Source organism: Nocardia anaemiae NBRC 100462 (assembly GCF_001612725.1).
In the GTDB taxonomy this organism is placed as follows: domain Bacteria; phylum Actinomycetota; class Actinomycetes; order Mycobacteriales; family Mycobacteriaceae; genus Nocardia; species Nocardia anaemiae.
In genome coordinates this window covers 411,317-430,928 of record NZ_BDAZ01000001.1, presented here as the reverse complement: position 1 = coordinate 430,928, position 19,612 = coordinate 411,317, and the positions used below count along the sequence as shown (strand labels likewise).

Annotated in this window: 16 protein-coding genes and 2 pseudogenes; 10 read left to right on the top strand and 8 right to left on the bottom strand. The window is 64.5% G+C overall.

Translation table 11 applies throughout. The annotated features are described in order from the left end of the window. Positions 1-80: 80 nt before the first annotated feature. Both NA5_RS01885 and NA5_RS01880 read right to left on the bottom strand, forming a co-directional pair. A pseudogene (locus tag NA5_RS01885) lies at positions 81-1,274 on the bottom strand (radical SAM protein); the annotation flags it as partial. Between the two features lie 200 nt (positions 1,275-1,474). Beyond that, positions 1,475-2,416 carry a glutathione S-transferase family protein gene (locus NA5_RS01880; protein ID WP_062981103.1) on the bottom strand — a complete coding sequence of 314 codons (942 nt, stop codon included), beginning with the start codon at positions 2,414-2,416 and terminating at the stop codon, positions 1,475-1,477. Between the two features lie 1,942 nt (positions 2,417-4,358). Here NA5_RS01880 and NA5_RS01865 point away from each other — a divergent pair. After that, the gene (locus NA5_RS01865; protein WP_062981097.1) at positions 4,359-5,738 is read left to right on the top strand and encodes a serine hydrolase domain-containing protein; all 1,380 of its coding nucleotides are present in this window, start codon (positions 4,359-4,361) and stop codon (positions 5,736-5,738) included. 40 nt (positions 5,739-5,778) lie between these two features. After that, positions 5,779-6,510: a MerR family transcriptional regulator gene (locus tag NA5_RS01860; protein WP_062981095.1), complete on the top strand. Its 732-nt coding sequence runs from the start codon at positions 5,779-5,781 to the stop codon at positions 6,508-6,510. A 161-nt stretch (positions 6,511-6,671) separates the two neighbouring features. Here NA5_RS01860 and NA5_RS01855 read toward each other — a convergent pair whose 3' ends face one another. Beyond that, positions 6,672-7,583: a sigma-70 family RNA polymerase sigma factor gene (locus NA5_RS01855; protein ID WP_062981092.1), complete on the bottom strand. Its 912-nt coding sequence runs from the start codon at positions 7,581-7,583 to the stop codon at positions 6,672-6,674. Continuing rightward, positions 7,580-8,773, bottom strand: a complete 1,194-nt coding sequence (locus NA5_RS01850) for an NAD(P)/FAD-dependent oxidoreductase (RefSeq protein WP_062981090.1) — start codon at positions 8,771-8,773, stop codon at positions 7,580-7,582. The genes NA5_RS01855 and NA5_RS01850 overlap by 4 nt, the downstream gene beginning before the upstream one ends. A gap of 346 nt (positions 8,774-9,119) precedes the next feature. Between NA5_RS01850 and NA5_RS01845 the strand changes: the two genes are divergently transcribed. Both NA5_RS01845 and NA5_RS40085 read left to right on the top strand, forming a co-directional pair. Beyond that, on the top strand, positions 9,120-9,947 hold the full coding sequence (locus NA5_RS01845) for a hypothetical protein (RefSeq protein ID WP_062981088.1): 828 nt from the start codon (positions 9,120-9,122) through the stop codon (positions 9,945-9,947). 603 nt (positions 9,948-10,550) lie between these two features. Then, entirely contained in the window at positions 10,551-10,985 is a 435-nt protein-coding gene (locus NA5_RS40085) for a hypothetical protein (protein ID WP_157110174.1), read from the top strand. A gap of 245 nt (positions 10,986-11,230) precedes the next feature. Here the strand turns inward: NA5_RS40085 and NA5_RS01835 are convergent, their stop codons facing one another. Beyond that, positions 11,231-11,857, bottom strand: a complete 627-nt coding sequence (locus NA5_RS01835) for a TetR/AcrR family transcriptional regulator (RefSeq protein WP_062981084.1) — start codon at positions 11,855-11,857, stop codon at positions 11,231-11,233. A gap of 154 nt (positions 11,858-12,011) precedes the next feature. Between NA5_RS01835 and abc-f the strand changes: the two genes are divergently transcribed. After that, positions 12,012-13,619 (top strand): ribosomal protection-like ABC-F family protein, encoded by a 1,608-nt coding sequence (gene abc-f, locus NA5_RS01830; RefSeq protein ID WP_062981082.1) that lies wholly within the window; start codon positions 12,012-12,014, stop codon positions 13,617-13,619. A gap of 53 nt (positions 13,620-13,672) precedes the next feature. Next, a complete protein-coding gene (locus NA5_RS01825) occupies positions 13,673-14,320 on the top strand; it encodes a CatB-related O-acetyltransferase (RefSeq protein ID WP_062981080.1) in 648 nt (215 codons plus the stop codon). Positions 14,321-14,675: 355 nt separating this feature from the next. Here NA5_RS01825 and NA5_RS01820 read toward each other — a convergent pair whose 3' ends face one another. The 3 genes from NA5_RS01820 to NA5_RS01810 all read right to left on the bottom strand — a co-directional run bounded on the left by NA5_RS01820 (position 14,676) and on the right by NA5_RS01810 (position 16,953). Continuing rightward, complete coding sequence (locus tag NA5_RS01820) at positions 14,676-15,299, bottom strand: hypothetical protein (RefSeq protein WP_062981078.1); 624 nt, start codon at positions 15,297-15,299, stop codon at positions 14,676-14,678. 389 nt (positions 15,300-15,688) lie between these two features. After that, positions 15,689-16,111, bottom strand: coding sequence for an NUDIX domain-containing protein (locus tag NA5_RS01815; RefSeq protein ID WP_062981076.1), 423 nt, complete (start codon positions 16,109-16,111; stop codon positions 15,689-15,691). Positions 16,112-16,137: 26 nt separating this feature from the next. Further along, entirely contained in the window at positions 16,138-16,953 is an 816-nt protein-coding gene (locus tag NA5_RS01810) for a class I SAM-dependent methyltransferase (protein WP_062981074.1), read from the bottom strand. A 249-nt stretch (positions 16,954-17,202) separates the two neighbouring features. Here NA5_RS01810 and NA5_RS01805 point away from each other — a divergent pair, with 249 nt between their 5' ends. From NA5_RS01805 to NA5_RS01790, 4 genes and pseudogenes are all read left to right on the top strand, one after another. Continuing rightward, complete coding sequence (locus NA5_RS01805) at positions 17,203-17,547, top strand: YrdB family protein (protein WP_062981072.1); 345 nt, start codon at positions 17,203-17,205, stop codon at positions 17,545-17,547. A gap of 22 nt (positions 17,548-17,569) precedes the next feature. Beyond that, positions 17,570-17,776, top strand: a pseudogene (locus NA5_RS01800) (type II toxin-antitoxin system VapC family toxin); the annotation flags it as partial. 366 nt (positions 17,777-18,142) lie between these two features. After that, positions 18,143-18,751 carry a DUF2510 domain-containing protein gene (locus NA5_RS42010; RefSeq protein WP_245672037.1) on the top strand — a complete coding sequence of 203 codons (609 nt, stop codon included), beginning with the start codon at positions 18,143-18,145 and terminating at the stop codon, positions 18,749-18,751. A gap of 267 nt (positions 18,752-19,018) precedes the next feature. Beyond that, positions 19,019-19,420 carry a PPOX class F420-dependent oxidoreductase gene (locus NA5_RS01790; protein WP_062981068.1) on the top strand — a complete coding sequence of 134 codons (402 nt, stop codon included), beginning with the start codon at positions 19,019-19,021 and terminating at the stop codon, positions 19,418-19,420. Positions 19,421-19,612: the final 192 nt, after the last annotated feature.

Sequence of the window (19,612 nt, the reverse complement as noted above, 5' to 3'; positions counted from 1 at the left end):
CTCATTCCGGTGACGGATGTGGTGCCCAGCGTTGGCATTCCCAGTCCTGTGACCTTTCGTGGGGTGAAGAAGCTCGGCAGGTGGCAGCCGCCACGGCACGTCTCGGCGACCGCGCAGCCCGCGCAGGTGTCGCGCGTGGTGACTGCCGTGTGGACGTGCTCGGTCAGCGTCGGCCACAGCTCGGCGACGCGATGCTCGGCGAGGCGGCCGAAGTAGACGTTGCTGTGTGGACAGTTGCGTAGTTGTCCGTCGTAGCTGACGCTTGCCCATACCAGCCCGGATTCGCAGTGGCCGACGATCTGTGAAGACCGCAGCGCCAGAGTGGGGTCATCGGCATGCAGCGGTGTGTCGGTGTCGCTGGTGCACAGCTTCTGGGCGCACGGCCACGCCACCGTCATGCCGGGGCATTCTGTGGTCGTGAGGTGGTCGATTTCCCTCATCAGCGGCAGCGTTACCGACACCGGGACTCCGTAGCGGTCGTCGTTTCGGCCGGTCGGTACATAGCGCATGACGCCGAACTCTCGGACGCCGATGCTGTGCACGTCGCGGATGACATCCAGTGCGCCGCTGATGTTTTCCTTGACCAGAGTTAGTTCGGCCACCACGTTGATGCCCGCGTCCTGGAGCAGACGCATCGCAGTGATGGCCTTGTCGTAAGCGCGGGGATGGCCGGTGAGCAGGTTGTGCTGGTCACGGTCACCATGGATGGATACCAGGGCACAGCGCACGTTCGCCGCCGCGAGGCGGGCGGCGCGCTCGGCGGTGATGAAGTGGCCGTTGGTGAATATCACCTGGTACAGGCCGAGTCGGCCGCCATGTTCGAAGATGTCCATGGCGTCGGGGTGCAGCAGCGTCTCCCCGCCGCTGTAGCGGATGACGAAGCAGCCTTTCTCGGCGCATTCGTCCAGGATCGCGGTAGCGAGGTTAGTGGGGATGTGTTTCTCGGGTAGCTCACGCACCGCGCGTCGTACGTCGTGGTCCGACATCGTCGGATCGATCTTCCACACGTTGTAGCAGAAGCCGCAGTTCCAGTTGCAGACGGCGGTCAGCTCGATTTCGAGGCGTAACGGGAAATCCAAAGTGGTGTCGAACCGCTTGTCGATCTCGTGCACTGATCCGCCGTGAGATTCGGACTCGGAACTCGCGGGTGTGGTGAGAGTGGTGGCGAGGGCTTCGAGGTCGGTGGCGACGATATCGGCATCGGCGTTGTACCGATGGCTGATGTTGCCGATGATGGTCGCTCGGTCGGCGCCGGAAAAGATCTGCGCCACCATGTCTTTGGCGACCTTGTTGCGCAATCGATGGAAGGTGCCGGAGTACGGGTCGAACAACAGACCCAAGTCTCGCCGGTATCGCAGTGTCGCGGGGATGGATTCGATCGCTGTGGTCATCATGCCGCCCTGCTCGCAGAAAGTGGAGTCAGTTGGTCGAGCACTCCACGGACATCGGCTCTGACTTGGGCCAGTGGTGCTTGTTATTCCGCGGCCACGATGGCCGCAATAGCCTCCATGTCCTGGCCGTCGTAGGCAAGATCGACGACTCGCTCTGCGGTCTCGTTGCTTATATGTACGCATTTGTCAGTTTGCCAGTCGTGCAACAGCTTCAGTTCGCGGTTGTAGCGGTAGTGGCGCAAGATCCACTGCGGGCTGCCTGTCTCGGCTTCGTCGATCGCGCGATAAATCGCTGTTGCCTCGTAGAGATGATCGCGCACAGAAGGCCGCTGCAGTAGCCGCTGCGCGTACTGACCGACGTTGTTGTCGGCAATCTCGATCCGCCAACCGATGATCTGCTGGAAGTAGGTCGACAGCAGGACATCGGCCAAGCTGAAGTCCCCGGCTACGAAGGGGCCGCCGCTGTTGTCGAGTAGCGCGGCCACGGTGTCGCATATCCAGTGCGCTTGTTCGACTGCGTCCTGGTCCAGTTGCGGTGGACGTTGTGGGCGAATCGCTTTCGCGTAGGTGGGCCCGTTCATGAGCAGCGAGAGATCGTGCGTAGCCCACGCACAGATCGACCGGATGACCGCGCGTTGCACGAGGGTCGCCCCGGTGAGACGCACTCCAGATTCCGGGGCAAGTTCGTCGAGGTATTCGGCGATCGACACCACGTCGGTGGCGACAGCACGCGTGCTGGTGTCAACCAGAATCGGCACGCGCGGTAGCAGTTCCGCCACCGATCCGGAGAGTACTTTTTCGGTGTCGAGTAGGTGGAGGTCGGTGAACCGGCACTGGCAGCCAACCTGTGCTTCGCGTTCTTCGGCGATGTCGCCGACGATCAGGACGCCGTCCGGCGTTTCGGTGGTCGGCCAGTCCAGCTCGATTCGACGCTCCTCGAAGGGGAGACGCTTCTCCTGCAAGGCGATTCGGCCCCGCATCGACCAGCCCGAGAAGTGCAGGTCTCCGACATAGAGGATCAGCATTCAGATCTCCTTCGGTAGCTTTTATGGCGGCGCCGTGGCGGAGGCGAACATCGGATATTTCGTGTCGCCCCCGCCCGGTTCAGTTGCGATCAGTTGCACTGACGGCTGATGATTTCCTTGGTCTCCACCTTCGGCGACTCGTACTCGTCGGCATCGGCGGCCGCGATCTGTTCACGGTCTCAACGGGCAAGCCCTCGCTACACAGCCGGACGTCGATTGCCCGGATGAACCTGTCCTGATACCAGGACCGCCGCACCCTGCGGGCCGCGCTGAAAGCCTTTGCGGGCATGGAGATGTGGACCGACGACGTCGACACGGCTGGGTCAGCCCGGCCATGGTCGGCCACACCAGGATCGGCGACAAGTGGCAGTTCGGAGGCTTCTCAGGGCAACTATTGGCTCTAGAGGCCTCATTCTCACATCACACCCGCGACCCCGTAGCAACGGGTCGATCGCCTGACAGGTTCCGTTCCACTTCTACGACGAGACCGGTCGTCGACGCTCGACGTCGGAGACCTTCGACGATTTCGAGGCCGCGGCCCGCTGGTGTGAGCTGGCCGAGGTGGTCGGTGTCGCCGAGGCACGCTGGATCCGCGATATCGAGTTCGGCACTGCGGTCGGCCATATGACGCTGGTCGAGGTTGCGGAAGTACACACAGCTCGATGTCGACGAGTACGACTCGAGTGATGATGGCAACGACAGGTAGCCGCGATCCCGGGATTGAGCAGATTCACTGAGACGTTGGCCAAATATCCGGACCGTTGGCCAAGATCGACTGAGATTTGGCCGAATTCGCTGAGATCGGACATTTCGTCCGGAGGATATCCATCCTTGCAGGGTGCTGACCACCGGTAAGGGAATGTTACCGGTGGTCAGCAAGCGGATTTAGCCGGTCAAGGATCGGCCGTGCACCAGGACTGAGCCTGCGGCGCCGTGTCCAGCGGCCGCGAACTGCACGGATCTGGCCTGCGCGCCACGCGCTGGGCCAGCGAACGTCTCGGCGACCGCATGCCCCGCAACCACGCGTGGGAGATCGCGGATAACCGGGGGCCATTGAAGCCTATTTCGCCCCTGGGGGTCAGCTTCGGGAGTCCTGGGCCGATCCCCGGCGTGCCATCAGATGTTTCACCCGCACGTCAGGGGGCGAGACGGAATACACGGGTCACTGGAAATAGAGTTACTCGAACCGGTCGAGCCGACGATTTCCGACAAACCGCTCTGGTGCACGGATTCCGACTTCGGCGCCGATTCGACACCGACCGGTTCCAGCGGCAGACCGGTTCCGGCTACAGCCTGGCCGGCTCCCAGCAGCGATCCGATCAAGACCGCCCCAGCGAACACGCCTGCGGTAATCGTGTACTTCAAAGTTATCTCCTCATAGCGAACATGCGAGCGAATACCCCTGGGACGGTATTCGACCTGCGGCAATCCGGAAGACCGGAATTCAGGTGCCGGTGAAGCAGGGGGGCAAGCTGCGGGCGCGTGCGGTGTCCTTCCCGGAGACCTTGTCGACGAAGGTGCGCTCGACCTCGATCCCCTCCAGCTGCCGCACGGTGCCGTCGGCCGGAAGCCGTCACAGGGGCAGGGCTGTCGCACTGCATGCGCGGAGTGCTGCTCTCCAACCGGTCACATGGAAACAAAGGTGCAGTGACTTCAAACCGTGTGTGGCGTACCAAATACCACTGGATTCGACGCCAATGGGGGCCACCACCGCCTGAGTTCGATTGGGCAGACAACCGCGATGGGAAGCCCACCAACGTAGAGCCCGCAGATTGGCCACCGACGGTAGCGGCAGCCTCTTAGCGGAGTCCGAGGTGTTCAGAATCGTTCGTTGATGAGACACCCCGAGGGCGGTGGAATCCGGATCCGATCGGTCTTGCGGTCGGCGAGTTTCAGCTGAGGGCTTGACCTTGCCCCTGGGGCAGGGTTTGAGCATGGTGGCATGAGCGAGGTAGCACAGCAACTGTCGGAATTCGTAGCGGCCACGGCCGAGAAGTTGGGCCTGCCGGGTGTGGCCGTCGGGGTGTTGGCCGGTGGTCGAGAAGACTTCGCGTGCCACGGGGTGACGAGTATGGACAATCCGCTTCTAGTGGACCGGGACACGATGTTCGTGGTCGGGTCGGTGAGCAAGACGTTCACCGCGACCGCGTTGATGCGACTGGTCGCCGAGGGGCGGGTGGAGTTGGACGCGCCGGTGCGGCGGTATGTCCCCGAATTCGCGCCAAGCGATTCGGTCGCGGACGAGATCACCGTATTGCGGCTGCTCAACCATACGGCCGGGCTGGAATGGAAGCTCGGCGTCGACACTGGCGAAGGAGACGACGCGTTGGCGCGGCACGCGGTGAAACTTGCCGAGTCGCCGTTGATCGCGGAACCGGGAGCGCGGGCGTCCTATAGCCAGGCGGCGTTCAACCTGGCTGGCCGGATCATCGAGAACGTCACCGGATCGAGCTTCGAGCGGGCCGTCACGTCGCTGTTGTTCGAACCGCTCGGGCTGGCGCACAGCTGTTACGCGATCAACGACGTGATGATTCGGCGATTCGCGGTGGGCCACAACGTCGATGGGAACGGTGTGCTCGCGGTGGCCCGGCAGTGGAAGGACAACCGCGCCAACAATCCCGGCGGCGGTGTGGCGACGTCGGTGAGCGATCTGCTGCGCTGGGCGCGGTTCCATCTCGGCGACGGCCGGACCGAGGGCGGCGAGCGCATTCTGCCTACCGCACTGCTGCACCGGATGCGAGAACAAACCGTAGAACTGCGCGGCAGCACCTTGGGTGACGCATTCGGCATCTGCTGGTTTCTGCGTGAAGTCGATGGTGTCGCGACCATCGGGCACGGCGGGTCGGGCAATGGCCAGTTCGCCGACCTGCTCATTGTGCCCGAGCGGAACTTCGCCGTTGCCGTGACGTCGAACGCGGGCCCGGATGCGGGCCTCGCGTTCAACCGGATCCTGGTGAACTGGGTGCTCGAACACTACCTCGGCGTACTCGAACCCGACCCGGAACCGCTGCCCTACGACGGGGGGCGGGCGGCGGAGATCGCCGGGTACTACGAGAACGAGATGATGCGGCTCACCCTCGACGCCGACGGGGCAGTGTTGACGATCGGATGTGCCATCAAACCGGAGATCCGTGCCGCCGCGGACACCGAAATGCCGCCCGACCTTCCCCCGGCTGTCCTCGGCCTGTTGCCCGGCGACGCGGACGAGTACATCGTCACCGATGGCGGTCTGCAAGGACAACGCGGGTTCTTCACCCGTGACGAATCCGGCGCCCTGACCGGAATCGATCTCGCAGGCCGGTTGTTCGCCCGGGTGCGATGATGTGCCACGCGCCTCGGCGCATCAGCGAAGGGAGACGCGCATGATCACGATCGGGCAGCTCGCACGGTATGCGGGCGTGACGATCAAGGCCGTGCGCGTCTACCACGAGCGCGGGCTGCTCTCGGAGCCGGCGCGCGACTGCTCCGGCTATCGCCGCTACAGTGCCGAAGACGCGGTCGATCTGGTCAAGATCAAGACCCTGGCACGGGCGGGTGTGCCCCTGGCGCGTGTCAAGGAGTTACTGGTTGCGAACTCCGAGGAGTTCGCGGTGGCGATCGCCGAAATCGACCGCATGCTCGCAGAACGCGCCGAAGAGATCCGCCGGACCCGCGAGCAGATCGCCGAATTGGGTTGCGGCGACCGTCTATTCGTGTCCACCGATGTTGCCGAGTACCTCGACCGCCTGCAACACCTCGGGGTAAGCGAACGGGCGGTGCGGATGGAACGCGACATCTGGATTCTGTTGCAATCGGTCGCCCCGAAGCAGGCGTCCGAGTGGATCGCCGACAAGCTCGACGCCATCGACGATCCGCAATTCCGGGCCATCTACCTCGATTACGACGCGGCCTTCGACTGGCCCCCCGACGACCCGCGCCTGGTCGACCTCGCCGACCGCACCCGGCGGTGGCTGACCGCCAGGCCCACTGGAGCAGGCCGGACAATCCCGGCGTTGGACCCGAAACTGGTTCGCCTGGTGAGCGAATCAATCGGAATCACATCGCCGGCCTGGGAACGACTGACACAGATCGCACAAAGCGCGACCGTTGAATAACCTTCTCTACGCGAAGGACACCACGGCAGTGCCGAGCTCACTCGCGGCCACTTGGCGGGGCGCTATCTGGCCGCTGGGGCTAGCGCGTAGCAAACGATCGTGTGGCGGAACCTCGCCGAAATGCGGCATTTCGGGATGTCGGCATCGCGTGAAGACGGGGGTTATGCCGTGGGTGTCTCGGCGCGGCTGATTGCGCGGGGGATTTCGAGGGCGGCCAGTTTGTCTGGGTTGCGGATACCGTAGCCGTTGATGATCTTGTCGTCGGCGATGTCGAACACGAGAAGTGCTTCCAGTTTGTCGTCGACGTAGCACGCGAGTGCTGGTTGGCTGTTGCAGTTCACCGTCTCGATTCGTACCTGCGGTCGTCGCTGCGCGTATCGGAAGACCGCCGCGAGAATCGCGCCCACCCGTTCGGCGCCGACCATGACCAGCTCCGGTAGCGCGGTCACCTTGCCGGTGGTCCAGGTGATATCGGGCGCGAGCAGCGACAGCAAGCCTTCCATGTCCCCGGTGGTCGCGGCAGTGATGAAGCGTTCGGTGACCGCGGCGGTTCGGGCGGTGTCGACGGGGGCGTACCGCTTGCGCCGGGCCTGCACGTGGTTGCGGGCGCGGCGGGCCGTCTGATGCACAGCGTCGACGGATTTGCCCGTGGCGGACGCGATTTCGTCGTAGCCGAAGCCGAATACGTCGCGCAGCACGAAGACCGCCCGCTCGATGGGAGTGAGCGATTCCAGCACCACCAGCATCCCCATCGAGACCGATTCGGTGAGCACCACATCGCTCGAGGCGTCGCCGTCGGTGAGCAGCAGCGGCTCGGGCAACCACGGGCCGACGTATTCCTCGCGGCGACTGGCGCTGGCCCGCAACACATTCAGCGCCTGGCGGGTGACCAGTTGGGCCAGATAGGATTTGGTGTCACGCACGGTGGTCAGGTCCACTCGCCGCCACCGCAGATAGCTGTCCTGCAACACATCGTCGGCTTCGGTTGCCGAGCCGAGGATTTCGTAGACGATCGTGAACAGCAGCGGTCGCAGGTGCACGAAACGCTCGGTGTGCTCGTCGATGGAAGTCACGGCTGCACGCTCCCCTCCGGCTCGGCTACACGCAATTCCTTGCGCCTGCCCAAGCCCATGAAGGTGGGGATCGCACCGGGCTTGCGGGCCTCCTTGCGGATGGTCCCGATCGGTCCGGCCAGACCCACCCGCTCCTTGATCTGTCCGGCCACGCGCCCGCCGAGGTACATCGGCACGGGCGTGTCGTCACGACGGCTGAACTGCATCACACCCGCGCGGCTGCCCAAACCCACGGTGCACGCCACGAAGGCCACATCCAGCACGCTGGGCTCGGACCCCGCGATGCGGGCCAGCACGTTGCCTGCGGCCTGCGCGCCCAGGGGCTGAGCGGCATAACAGCTCATCCGCAGCGGCCGGCCCGAGGGCGCGACCGCGTCCCCGGCGGCGACAATGCGATCGTCGTCGATACTGGTCAACGTCTCATCGGTCAGCAACCGGCCCTGTTCGTCGGTGCGCAGCCCGCTGCGCGCCGCCAGCTCGGGCACTCCGAATCCGGCGGTCCAGATCGTGATCGCGCTGGGCAGCACATCGCCGTCGGCCAAGACGACCCCGTCGCCTCGCACCTCGCGCACCCGCGCCTGCTCGCGCACCTCGACTCCGTTCTCGGACAGCCACTTCGCCACTGACCGCCGGGCCGGATCAGAGAATTTCGCCGCCAACATACCGCCACCCACGAGCGTGACGACGCGGCCCTGCTCGACGAGTTCGGCGGCGGTCTCGATACCGGTGAGCCCGCCGCCGACGACGACGATCGGCGCCTGCGCGGGCAGTTCCCCCAGTGCGGCGCGCAGCCGCTGTGCGTGTTCGTATTCGGCGATCGGATAAGCGAACTCGGCCGCGCCGGGCACCGACTCGGGCACCGCGGCGGTGCTGCCGACCGCGTAGACCACATAGTCGTACCCGAGCGGGCGCCCCGAGCCCAGTTCCACTGTGCGAGCGGCGGTATCGATACGGACGGCATGATCCACGATCAGCCGTACACCCGCGCCGAGCAGCGTGTCGTAACCGACGGCGGCCTCGTGGGTACCGGCCACGAACTGGTGCAACCGCATCCGCTCGACAAACTCCGGGCGTGGGTTGACCAGCGTGATCTCGACATCGCGACGCAGCCACAGCCGATTGGCCGCCACGGTTCCGGCGTAACCGCCGCCGATGACGACCACCTTGGTGATGGAGTTGAAATCAGTCATACCCCCGAGACACGCCCCACCACCCAGATCTGACATGAAGTGACACTCGTCACCTTCGCGACCCCGCCGCCACCCACCCGTCGAGGTCGCCGATCCAGGCCGGACTCGCTCCCGAGACATCGCCGAACCATTCGCCCTCGATGGTCGCTCGCGTCGTTCTGGAGGCAATACCTGTCGAGGGTGGATGCCGACTAGGCGCGTCATCCACGAAATCCTCTGCCCAGGAAGCTGACGTGCCGGGAGTGGCAGCGACCGTTGCTGCCCGTGGCGATGGGGGCGGGAATACGATCGGCTCCGAGTTGTGGGGCGACGGGGGAGCCCGTTGCGGAATCGAAGGGCTACAGGGATGACCGATTCCCAGCGCGGACCTGACGGTCAGCCGCCTATGCCGGGGGGTGTCGATCCTGCTGCGCGGCAAGCGGACCCGCCGACGGGCAGCTGGGTCATGCCGGACGGGCCACCTGGCCAGGCATATGGGCCGACACTGTCGTATCAGCCACCATCGACTGGCAGCGGCAGAACGGTTCTGATCATCGCCGGTGTTCTCGGGCTGGTGGTGGTGCTGGGGCTCGGTGTGGCGATCGGCATCGTGGTCGGCCGTGGCGACGGGAGCAGTGAGTCCGCCGGGGCCTCGGCTGCTGGGAAAACGGCCACCTATTCGATGAATGCGATCACCAACGCCTGCGATCTTGTCGATCCCACGCCGTTGACCAAGTGGTCACCCACGCCGAAAGGTGTTCCCGAGCATAGGGAAACGCGGCCGACCGCCTACGAGAGCGGCGGCCTGAAGTGCGATGCCGGATATACCAGCGCGAACGCTGGTGAGTTCCCCATGAACAAGGTCGGCATGAGCGTCGAGGCCGAATTCACCAATGGTGCGGCGCCTCCCTATTACGACCATTGGAAGCACGCCGATGTTGCCACACCTGCAGCGGAGTCGGCTTCTGGTGAGGTCACCGGAATCGGCAATCAGGGCTACTGGTACTCCGAAGTCAGAGGAGACCTCGTCGCGAACATGGCCTATGTCGTGTGTGTGCAGGACGGCAATGTTTCGGTGCGGGTGCAGATCTCCCTCACACGTGAGCAGGGTTCTCCCGCGGTGCGGCGGGACGAACTCGATTCGATCGCCAGGTCCCAGGTCCGTAGGACACTGGACGGTCTGCGGGAGAAGTAGCGACCGGTGACTCGAGTGGAACGGTGCGTACGACCGATGGTGGCTGGAATACGATCGGGGCGGAGTTGAGGTCGACGGGGAGACCTTTGCACAACCGGAGGGGCTATAGGGATGACCGATTCCCAGCGTGGATCTGAGGATCGGCCGACGCCAGAGGGCGCCGATCCTCCTGTGCGACAACCCGATCCGCGAGTTGGGGGCTGGGATATTCCGGACTCGGGCATGTACCCGCCTGCGCTCGGGGCTGCCCCCGGTCAGCCCGTTACCGCATACGGCCAACCTGGTCCGGGATACGGGCGGCCACCGTATCCTCCGCCGCGAACCGGCAGCGGCAGAGCGGGTCTGATCGTTGCCGGTGTGCTCGGGTTGGTGGTGGTGCTAGGTCTCGGTGTGGTGATCGGTGTCGTGGTCGGGAAGAGAGACAGCGGGTCCGCCGCTGCCCCGAACCGGTCCAGCAGCTCGGCCTCGTCCACTGCGGCCACGACGACATCCCTCCGGGAACCGGCGCCGGGAATCTATTCGATGAGTGGGATCACCAACGCGTGTGATCTTGTCGATCCCACGCCATTGCACAGGTGGTCGTCCACCCCGAGGGAAGCCCCTGTGCATCAGGAATTCCCGCCGAATAGCTTCGACGGCGGCAACCTGTACTGCGCCCTCCGCTACACCAGCCCTTCGACCGTCCCCGATGATGCCGCCATCGACGAAGCTGGCGTCGGCCTGCAGGCCCAGATCACCGGCGCCGACGCCGCCCCCGCTTACGACCGTTGGAAACAGACCGACACCGTCACCACCGGATCGGGGCTAGCCTCGGGCGAGGTCACCGGAATCGGCGCTCAGAGTTACTGGCATACCGCGACCACGGACACTGGCAACGGAATGACCTATATCGTCGGCGTGCAGGACAGCAATGTCTCGGTGCGAGTGGAAGTCGCTGTCCTGCGCGCGAAGGGCGAACCCCCGGTGAACCGGGACGAGCTCGCCGGGATCGCCGAAAACCAAGCTCGCAGGGCGCTGGACGGATTGAAGAAGGGGTAGCACGTTCGCCGACACCCTCACCCGCGCCACGGGGGTTCCTGCCAGGTTGTTGGCGCAATGTTGGGCTCGGCGGCCGGGCGGGGATTATGCGCATGGCTTTGTCTTGGGTGCGATCCGTGGCGTTTCGACTTCGCTGGTGACCGGCAGCGGTGGTTGGGGAGCCGGACCGATGTCGATCGGGGGAACCGGGGTTTCAGTGTGTCGGACCGCCCGAGGCCTGCTATCCGCTGCGCGTTCCAACGGTATTAGCTTCCGCCAATCAGCGATTGGAAAGCACCGGCCTGTGCGGCCAGCACCGCCGCCGCGGCCGCACGCTCCGGAAAACCGGCGGCGGCCGGAGTGCGCAACAGCACCAACTGGTGATACACCGGCGCCGTAGCCGCGACAAGCAGTGCGCGCGTATCGGTTTCGGTCGGGATCTCACCGCGCCCAATCGCACGCTGCACGACGATCTCGCACTGCGTATAGCGATCCTCCCACAGTTGCCGCAGTGCTCGCGCCGCGTCCTCCGAGCGAAAAGATACCGCGATCAGCGCCATCGCGATCGACGATTCCTCGGTGAACGAATCCTGGATCTCGCGGTTCAATTCCGCGAGATCATCGCCCAGTGAACCGGTGTTAGGTGGATGCCAATCCAGATCGCGTGCGGCGGCGAACACATCGGCGATCAGGCCACCGACATCGCGCCAGCGGCGATACACAGTGGTGCGGTGCACGCCCGCGCGGGCGGCGACCGTATCGACGGTCATTGCGTCGTAGCCGTTTTCGGTCAGTTCCGCCTCAACGGCCGCGAGGACCTGGGCGCGAATGCGGGCCGTGCGGCCGCCCGGGCGTAACCGCGGTGGGGCGGCGCTCTCTGTGGCACGGGTCATGGGACTTATCCGGTTGCTCGGCGGGACATCATGTGCGATCATACTAACGCAACATTCGTCGCACTAGTGAGGTCGCCAATGCTCATTCGAAGTGTTCACCAGGCTCAGCGGTCGCCCCTGACCGTGTCGTCCTCGAATGCTTCGGAGGTAGTTCGTGCCCACTCAGATCACCGCGCTCGCGGTCAGCAAGTCCTTCAACGGCCGCACGATTCTCGATGCGGTCACCTGCTCGCTCGGCGCGGGTGAACGCACCGGGATCATCGGGGAGAACGGGTCCGGTAAGAGCACGCTGCTGCGCCTGTTCGCCGGATGCGAGCAGCCCGATCAGGGTGAGATCGTCGTGCACGCCGAGGGGGGCGTCGGCTATCTCGCTCAGGACGAGCAACTCCCCGCGCACCTGAGCGTCCAGCAGATCATCGACCGGTCGTTGCACGAGCTGCGCCGGATCGAGGATCGAATGCGCCATCTCGAAATGGAGATGTCTACCGGCGACGAGTCCCACCTGGGCGAATATGCCGAACTGGCAACGGTTTTCGAGTTGCGCGGCGGCTATGATGCCGATGCTCGCGTGGAGCGAGCCCTGCACGGTCTCGGGCTGGGGGTGGTTCCGCGTGATCGAGCGGTCGGTGGACTGTCCGGCGGGGAACAGGTCCGTCTGCGCATGGCAGCCCTGCTCGCCGCGGCACCCGAGGTGCTGCTGCTGGACGAGCCGACCAACCATCTCGACGACGACGCGTTGACCTGGTTGGAGGACCATCTGCGGACTCGGCGCGGCACAACGGTCACCGTCTCGCACGACCGTACCTTCCTCGAGCGGGTAGCAACCACGCTGCTCGAAGTGGATTCCGATCGTCGATGCGTCGTGCGCCACGGCAATGGATACAGCGGCTACCTCGCCGAACGTGATGTGGCGCGGCAACGCTGGGCTCAGGCCCATCTGCGCTGGCAGGGCGAGGCCGACCAGTTGCGCGAAACCATCGCCACCACGGCACGGCGGGTCGCACCGGGGCGCGCGATGAAGGACAACAACAAGATGGCCTACGACCGGGCAGGTGGCCGCGTGCAGCAGTCGCTGGCGGGCCGGGTACGCAATGCCGAGGAACGCCTGCGGCGGTTACTGGCCGATCCGGTACCGCCACCGCCGGAACCGTTGCAGTTCAAGGCGGTTCCCCCGGCTGGACGCGCGCATGGGGTCGTCCTGGATGTCAACGATATCGCGGTGGACGGCAGGCTCTCACCCACGAGTGTGCGGGTGTCCGCGAGAGAACGGCTGCTGATCACCGGCCCGAACGGTGCGGGCAAGTCCACTCTGTTGCGGGTGCTGGCCGACGAGCTCACGCCCGACTGCGGCACGGTGATCCGGCGCGGCCGAGTCGGTTATCTCGCTCAAGAACCGCGTCCCGCTGTACCCGGTCAGACCTTGCTGTCCGCCTTCGCCCAGGGCCGTTCGGGGCAGCCCGGCGATCACACCGAACGCCTGCTGTCACTGGGCCTGTTCACACGCGCCCAGCTCACGAACCGGGTGGAGAATCTGTCCACCGGGCAGCGGCAGCGGCTCGAACTGGCACGACTGGTCAGTGCACCATCGGAGCTGTTGCTCCTGGACGAGCCCACCAACCACCTCTCGCCCGGACTCGTCGAGGAGTTGGAAGCCGCCCTGGCCGACTATCACGGTGCTCTGGTAGTGGTCAGCCACGATCGTCGGCTCCGAGACCGCTGGCGTGGTGCCCGGCTCGATATGCGCGCGCTGGCCTCCGCCTGATTTTCGATCATCGACCACAACTCTCGATCACTCACTCACAGAACGGATTCCGCATGCCCGAACAGCCCCCGGTCACCGCACCCACCGTGCTGCATCCGATGCCAGGACAGCCGCGCGTGGTACTGCTGAAACCCCTGGTCACCTCGCCGCTGATCGAGGTCGGCGAGTACTCCTACTACGACGACCCGGACGACCCCACCACCTTCGAAACCCGCAATGTCCTATACCACTACGGTCCGGAGAAGCTGATCATCGGCAAGTTCTGTGCCTTGGCCACGGGCGTGCGATTCATCATGAACAGCGCCAACCACCGTATGGACGGACCGTCGACCTTCCCGTTCCCCACCATGGGCGGCGCGTGGTCGCAGCATGTCGATCTGCTCATGGACCTGCCGAATCGCGGTGACACCGTGGTCGGCAACGATGTCTGGATCGGATACGGCGTCACGGTGATGCCCGGAGTGCGGATCGGCCACGGCGCGATCGTCGGCGCTGGCTCCGTGGTGACTGCCGACGTCCCGGATTACGGCATCGTCGGCGGCAATCCGGCCGGACTCATCCGCTACCGCTACAGCGCGGACGACATCGATCGCCTGCTGGCCATCGCCTGGTGGGACTGGCCGATCGAGCACATCAATGCGAACGTCCGCACGATCATGTCCGGCACCATCGACGACCTGGAGAAGGCAGTGCCCGCGTAGGCGGTATAGCCATCATGTGGCCGCGCTCCCACAGCAGTGGCCGATGACGTCGGACAGTGACCAGCCGCACTCCCAAGCCCTCGGACGTCCACGCGCATCAGCGACGTCGTAGTTCGCCGATACCAGCGGATCTCAGCCCTGGCCGGTGACATCGTAGTTCGCGGCCACTCGGCAGACATCACCAGCCGCGACCGCAGCGACAGCGCCCACCGGCCACAGCGCAGCTCGATCTGCGCCACCTCAATTCCGCAGATCAAACGCGTGTGGTGTCCGTGGCCATGAGATCTCCAGCTCGACATGGCTACCGACACGACCTATCCCGGTCGCGGCACCTGGCCGGCACGCTCACGCTCGATCAATCCGCCACCGGCACTGAGCTGCCGAACTGAGCCACGCGGTCTTGCTCGAGCTGCTGGAGCCGACGTTCGACCTCGGGATCATGGGCCTCCACACCAAGATCCGTGCGCAAGGCTCGGCGCTGCAGCCACACGCCGGCCGACACCGGTCCGTCGAACCACTGAAAGAGCTCGTCGACGGTGGCCGGACTGTCTGTTCCGTAGAGGGCGCGTAGGGCGCTGTAGCCCTGGCCAAGGCAGTCATTCAGCACGACGGCTACGGCCAACGCGGATTCAGGCAGAACCATCTGGGCCTTCGAGAACAAGTCCCCATACGTCGACCGCATCGGTTCGAGCTGCTCGGGTATAGGGATCGTGCTGTCACGTTGCAAGTCGGCGAGATGATCGCGGACGATAGTCCGGTAGCGACGCGCGGCTGTGTTGAGTTCGGCGTACAGCGCCTGCTTCTGCTCCTGCGTCGCCAAGCTGGCGGCTTCTTGACGCTCATCTTTGCGTTGTAGGCGTTGAATCTCAGCGTCTACGCGCTTGCCGCGAAGCGCGGCGAGCTGAGTTAAGGCAGCTCCACTCACAGTGCCCAACACGCCCACGACAGCGACTCCCAAGCCCATCAGATCCGCGTTCATTCGATGGATTATCGGTCAAGTCCCTCTGAGCCGCTCCGCGCAGAACGTCGCGCCGCGTGATCGCTCGTCACCGCTGACGGATCTCCTCGACCATGCCGAGCATGCGCCGAACCTGCTCGGCTGGGACCGGCATCTTGTCGGTCTCGCGCAATTCGTATCGTTGCTTGTCCGGTTCGGCTCGGTAGGGACAAGGCGGCCAGCTACTCGACAAACGATGTGGCTCAGATCATTTCGCATGAGTATGTCGTGGAGGTCGGTCCACGATGCCTCTTCGGGAGTAGGCGATTCTTCGATTCGATGCATTGCGCCGCTGCGTTGCATCCGCTGCGTGTGGCGTCGTGATGCCGTGGTTCGTCTTCGTCGGATCGGGGCTGCGGAATGCAACCGCGTTACTGGGCGTCGTTCCAGCTGTGCCAGAACGATCGGGTGCCGCTGACGATGACGGCTTTCAGAGCGCTGGGGCGTAGGTCGGTGGTGTCGATCTGGTCTATTGGGAGCCAGTCGAATTCGAGGTGGTCTTCTTGGCTGATCGGTATGCCGTCGAGTTCTGCTTCGAAGATGAGATTGAGTTCGTGGTGTGCGTTGCCACGATTGGTATACCGGTGCTCGATTACACCGGCGAAGCCGATGATCCTTCCTGCGGTTCCGAGCTCTTCGGCGAGTTCGCGGATGAGTGCGGATTCGACGCGTTCGCCGGGTTCGACATGTCCGCCGGGCAGGAAGGCCCAGGTTTTGCCGCGTTCGCGTGCCACGAGTAGCCGACCGTCATCGCGGATGATCGCGCGGGCAATGATTTCGGTGGCGACGCTCATCGGTGGCTCTTCGTGTCGAAGGGTTTTCAGAACCGGAACCGCACGATGCGGGTGGAGCGTTTCATGCCCGGCAGCAGGTTCAAGAGGCGGAACATGCGGCGTACGTTCGCGGGCGCCTTGGCCATCAGCACCGGTGAGTCGTTCATCGGCGCCTCGTCGAGGTATTCGAGGCGTGGGTGCCAATCGGCTAGTGCGGCGGGATCGTTGAAGCCGCAGTGGAACTGGGTGTCGTATTTGCGCAGGGTGGGGTCCCATTTCGAGGTGCGCCACGCCCAGACCGGCACCGTGTCGAATTGTATTTGGCCGGTGGGGAAGTCGTCGACGATGTTGGTCAGCAGCCGCTGGACGTCGGCCTCGGTCAGATAGGGCACCAAGCCTTCGGCGATCATCAGCACGGGCCGGTCGCGGGGGATGCTGTCCAGCCAGGTCAGGTCGGTGACGTTGGAGCCGATCAGGGTGTAGTGCTCTCGCGGCGGCAGGAATTGTTGCCGCAGTTCGATGATGGAGGGGTAGTCCAGGTCGTACCAGTCGACGGTGGCGGGCGGGTCGATCCGGTACACGCGGGCGTCGAGGCCGCAGCCCAGGTGCAGTACCACCGCGTCGGGGTGATCGGCGAGGAAGGTTCGGGCCCAGTCGTCGTGGGCCTTGGCGCGGACCACGGCGGCGAGGCCCATCTGGCTGGTGCCGAATCTGCGGTTGTCGTAATCCGGGTCGAGGCGGCGCATTGCCTGCTCGGCGTATTTATCGCCGAGGATTGGGTCCGACAGCCGGTTGTCCAGTGCTTTAGCTCTGAGGACGGGACTGGCCGTCTTCTGTGCTCCGACGAGTCCGGCGTCTTTCACGCCAGCGACACTACTCACATTGTCGGCCCCGCCTATTGAAGCGGCGCCCGGCCACCACCGCCCGATGCCGGGTCGTCGCCCTGCGTCACCGCGTTCGAGTTGATGACGGTCGAGCGCGTTCGTCTCACGCACCATTTCTCTGGCCGACGCTCACGGCCGGTGCAAGGCGGTAACTTGACGAAGCTGAGCCTGCCGTGCACACTGCTCTCATTAGAGAGCGATGCTCTCGATGATCATGGGAGTACGGACATGCAGGAAGTCTGGAAATGGGCCAACCTCACGCTGGCATTCGGGATGGAGTTGGTCGCGCTCGGGGCGCTGGGACTGTGGGGCTGGAAGACCGCCACTGTGACTCCGGTCAAGCTCGTGTTGGCTGTGGGAGCGCCACTCCTCGCGGCGCTGGCCTGGGGCCTGTTCGCGGCGCCGCAGGCGACATTCGACAACCCACCGCTCGCGGTCGTCACCAAGGTCGTGGTTTTCGGCAGCGCTGCGGTCGGACTGTGGGCTGTGAGCTACCGACTTGCCGCGGTCGTCTTCGTCGCCGTCCTGGTAGCAAATCTGCTGGCGATAAGGATTGGGCACCTGACGTTGTGAGGACGCCGATGCCGCGTTCCGAGCGCTCGCCGCTATGCAGATCGTCTACGTAGGAACCGATGTCTCTCTGTTACATACGGTCTGGGCGATGCGCCACAACGTCTCGGTATACGACGCGGCCTACCTGGCCGTCGCTGTCCTACACGACGCGCCGCTCATAACCTTCGATGCCCGGCTCGCCAAGGCCGCCGAACAGACCAAACCAGACATCCGCGTCACGTTGCTCTGATTCGGGGTGTGTACCAACGGCGCGAAGCCCCTCGCGTCAGGAGGCAACACTTTGCCCGTCGATTCTGGCAACCGTTGTCGGACAGCCGCTCCCGGCGGATGCTGCCGCGTAGCCAGCCTCGACCGACAGCACCAAAACTCGCCATCCAACCGCTGTGCAGATGCTCAGGCCACAAACGCGGCACGCATAGCCCTTCAACTGGCAGCGGACAGACGGCCAAACTTGTTGTAACACTTCATTACTGGTCGCGCCGTGGCACGATTTCGTGAGTGAAGATCAGCTCGCTGCTCAGGTTCCTATGGCGCTAACGTTGCCATGGCGTGCCGTGAAAGGCTGATTCCTGCGCCTCGTGCGCACGGGCAATAGGTGCTCGCGGCGCAGTTTCAATCCGTCAATCGCACAAAGGATTCCATGCCCATCGAACCAGACGAACGCCTTGGCATACGCGGGCAATCCAAGGCTGTGGTACACGCCCTGATCACCAGCGTGGTCAGTGTGTTCGCACTGATAGTCGTCGTCGTGCTCATCTCGAAGGCGCTCGGACTAGATGAGGAAGAGTCGGAATCGACTACGGCGAGTACTACGACCAGCTCAGCCCCTACCGCGCCGCCAACCACACCGGCCGCTGCGCCGACGTCCCTGTCGGATCCGCGATGCGCGCCAGCGCCTGAAAATCTCGTCGCGCAGGTGCAAGCGGGCCTCACCATGGATGGCTACCGGCTCACCAATGCCACGGTGATCATTGACGGTCGTCTCACGTTCTTCGGTGCGACGACCCTCGACGCATCTGGACAGATGGAAGAGCGTTCGGACGTGTGGATCCTGCGCGACCACGTCGTCTTCGCCTCCACCGGTGGCGCACGCATCAATTCGCAATTCCCGAAAGCCTCGTCGTCACCGCTGGGTATTTCGCCGGGCGACGAGCGAGTGCGAGCCGTGGATGCCTGTGTCGTGGATGCGACGCGCAGAAGCTGATGCACCTGGAGGCGTGACAGATCGGGAGAGCTCGCAGCGAGTGGTAGGCCGGTTTCTACCCTGGTCGCGTATCTCACCACTTGTGGCCACACCGGGCCTTCTGAGGGCAACTACTGCTCTGAAGTCTTCATGCTCACGTCCCGTCAGCGACCCGCAGCAACGGGTCCATCGCATGGCAGGTTCTCCTGCGACGAAACACCGCGGTCGCCAGCGGGATAAGCGGTAGCTCGTGGGAGCCCGAAGGCAGCATCTCGCTAGGCTTCATCGGTGACTTTCACTACGAATGAGCAGAAGTTCCTTGCGGAGGCCGGGATCGGTCGGCTGGCCACGGTATCCCCCGATGGTGTTGTGCAGAACAACCCGACCAGCTATCGGGTGAATGAGGACGGCACCATCGACATCGGCGGTATGCGTATGCAGAACAGCCGTAAGTACCGCAATGTTGCGGCGGGCAGTCGGGTGTCGTTCGTTGTCGACGAGCAGGTTTCGGTGGAGCCGTACGTTATTCGTGGTGTCGAGGTGCGCGGTACAGCGGAGGCGCTCGAGGACCAGGAGCCGCCGTTCCCTCCCCAGGAGCGCTCGATCATTCGGATCCATCCCGAGCGGATCATCTCCTGGGGGATCGACAGCGGCCCCTTCGATTTCACCAGTCGGACGCCCAACAGCTGAGTGGTCGCGTCCGCAGGTCCCTCGATGGGTTGCGCGGCGCGGGGTCGTTTCGCTCGGCTGATGTCGTAGGCGGCCGGATAGGCGACCGCGCCGCACTGGCGGTAGATGTAGTCGACCCGCGTCGTGCGGCAGCGTTGGTGACGGCGGTACCGCATCAGCGCCGGAAGTTGCCACCGCGTGATTCGGCCAGGA

What these genes read in the sequence shown, in the direction of transcription:
- NA5_RS01880 (WP_062981103.1), bottom strand. Translation starts at nt 2,416, where the DNA reads ATGCTGATCCTCTATGTCGGAGACCTGCACTTCTCGGGCTGGTCGATG.
- NA5_RS01865 (WP_062981097.1), top strand. Translation starts at nt 4,359, where the DNA reads ATGAGCGAGGTAGCACAGCAACTGTCGGAATTCGTAGCGGCCACGGCC.
- NA5_RS01860 (WP_062981095.1), top strand. Translation starts at nt 5,779, where the DNA reads ATGATCACGATCGGGCAGCTCGCACGGTATGCGGGCGTGACGATCAAG.
- NA5_RS01850 (WP_062981090.1), bottom strand. Translation starts at nt 8,773, where the DNA reads ATGACTGATTTCAACTCCATCACCAAGGTGGTCGTCATCGGCGGCGGT.
- NA5_RS01845 (WP_062981088.1), top strand. Translation starts at nt 9,120, where the DNA reads ATGACCGATTCCCAGCGCGGACCTGACGGTCAGCCGCCTATGCCGGGG.
- NA5_RS01835 (WP_062981084.1), bottom strand. Translation starts at nt 11,857, where the DNA reads ATGACCCGTGCCACAGAGAGCGCCGCCCCACCGCGGTTACGCCCGGGC.
- NA5_RS01825 (WP_062981080.1), top strand. Translation starts at nt 13,673, where the DNA reads ATGCCCGAACAGCCCCCGGTCACCGCACCCACCGTGCTGCATCCGATG.
- NA5_RS01820 (WP_062981078.1), bottom strand. Translation starts at nt 15,299, where the DNA reads ATGAACGCGGATCTGATGGGCTTGGGAGTCGCTGTCGTGGGCGTGTTG.
- NA5_RS01815 (WP_062981076.1), bottom strand. Translation starts at nt 16,111, where the DNA reads ATGAGCGTCGCCACCGAAATCATTGCCCGCGCGATCATCCGCGATGAC.
- NA5_RS01805 (WP_062981072.1), top strand. Translation starts at nt 17,203, where the DNA reads ATGCAGGAAGTCTGGAAATGGGCCAACCTCACGCTGGCATTCGGGATG.